The organism is Azospirillum sp. B506, from assembly GCF_000333595.1.
In the GTDB taxonomy this organism is placed as follows: domain Bacteria; phylum Pseudomonadota; class Alphaproteobacteria; order Azospirillales; family Azospirillaceae; genus Azospirillum.
The window spans coordinates 1-1,568 of record NZ_BADK01000184.1 but is presented as its reverse complement, the minus strand read 5'-3'; the positions used below and the strand labels follow the sequence as shown (position 1 = coordinate 1,568).

Annotated in this window: 2 protein-coding genes; both read right to left on the bottom strand. The window is 66.4% G+C overall.

Annotation, left to right across the window (positions count from 1 at the left end; all coding sequences use genetic code 11):
* A partial coding sequence (locus I71_RS06240) for an ABC transporter ATP-binding protein (protein ID WP_042692464.1) occupies window positions 1-763 on the bottom strand: 763 nt, incomplete at its 3' end.
* Between the two features lie 63 nt (window positions 764-826).
* The coding region (locus tag I71_RS06235; RefSeq protein WP_042692461.1) for an extracellular solute-binding protein at window positions 827-1,568 on the bottom strand (742 nt) is incomplete at its 5' end.

The window sequence follows — 1,568 nt, the reverse complement described above, 5'->3', positions numbered from 1 at the left end:
ACGGTGATGACGTCCCCGGCCGAACCGCTGCCGACCATGCCCGGCAGCAGTTGGTGCGGCCGAGGAAGTTGGCGACGAAGGCGTTGGCCGGGCGGTCGTAGCCCTCCTGCGGGTGGGCGACCTGCTGGATGCTGCCCTTGTTCATCACCACCACGCGGTCGGACAGCGCCATCGCCTCCGACTGGTCGTGGGTGACCAGGATCATGGTGGTGCCGACACTGCGCTGGATGCGGCGCAGCTCGATCTGCATCTCCTCGCGCATCTTGGCGTCCAGGTTCGACAGCGGCTCGTCGAGCAGCAGCAGGCTCGGCCTGATCACCAGGGCGCGCGCCAGCGCCACGCGCTGCTGCTGGCCGCCCGACATCCGGCGCGGGTGGCGGTCGCCATACTGCTCCAGCCCGACCAGCTTCAGCGCGTCGGCGACCATGCGGTCGCGGTCGGCGCGGTTGACCTTGCGCATCTCCAGCCCGAAGGCGACGTTTTCCGCCGCGGTCATGTGCGGGAACAGGGCATAGCTCTGGAAGACGATGCCCAGCCCGCGCTCGTTCGGCTTCTTCGCCAGCAGATCCTGGCCGTCCAGCATCACCCGGCCGCCATCGGCGTCGAGGAAGCCGGCGATCATCTGCAAGGTGGTGGTCTTGCCGCAGCCCGACGGCCCCAGCAATGAAATCAGTTCGCCCTTCTCAACGGTCAGCGAGACGTTGTCGACCGCCGTCCAGTTTCCGAAGCGCTTGGTCAGTTGGTCGAGAACCAGATAAGCCATGCCGTCGTCTCCCTTTCCCCTCTATCCCCTCTCCCCGGGGGGAGAGGGGATAAACCCCCTACCTCAGCGCTCGATCTCGCGGGTCCAGCGCTTGTTCCAGACTTCGCGGTTCTTGTTGATGGTGTTCCAATCCACCACCAGCAGCTTGCCGACCTGCTCCGGACCGTAGGGGATGCCGGCCTGCTTCTCGGCGGGCAGCTCCACCGTCCTGTTCACCGGGCCGAAGCCGGCGCTGACGGCCAGCGCGGTCTGCGCCTCGACGCCCAGCAAATGCTGGATGAACTTCTGCGCCTCCGGGGCATTCTTGCTGCCGGCGACCTGACAGGCGGCGGAGCCCAGCACGACGCCGCCCTCCTTGGGATAGACGAAGGTGGCGGGGAAGCCGGTGTCGGCCAGCGCCTTGGCCCGGCCCGATCCCCAGACGGCGATGACGGCCTGGTTGCTCTGGAACAGCTCGGTCATCTTGCCCGGCGACGGCTCGTAGGCGAGCACGTTCGGGTTGATCTTGTCCTTGAACTCCTTGAAGCCCGGCTCGATGTTGGTCTCGCCGCCACCGTTCAGCCGGGCCATCATCACCAGCGCGTGCAGGCCGTAGCTGTTGTTGATCGGCGGGATCGCCAGCTTCTTCTTGAAGCGCGGATCCTCGATGTCCGTCCACGAGGTCGGGGCCGGGATCTTGTTCTCGTCGAACCANGCCTTGTTGTAGAGGATGCCCGTGCCGACCGCGCCGAAAGTGATCGCCTTGCCCGACGGCATCTTCGCCAGATCGTAGAGCTGGTCGTAAACCGGCGCCTTCTCCAGGTCG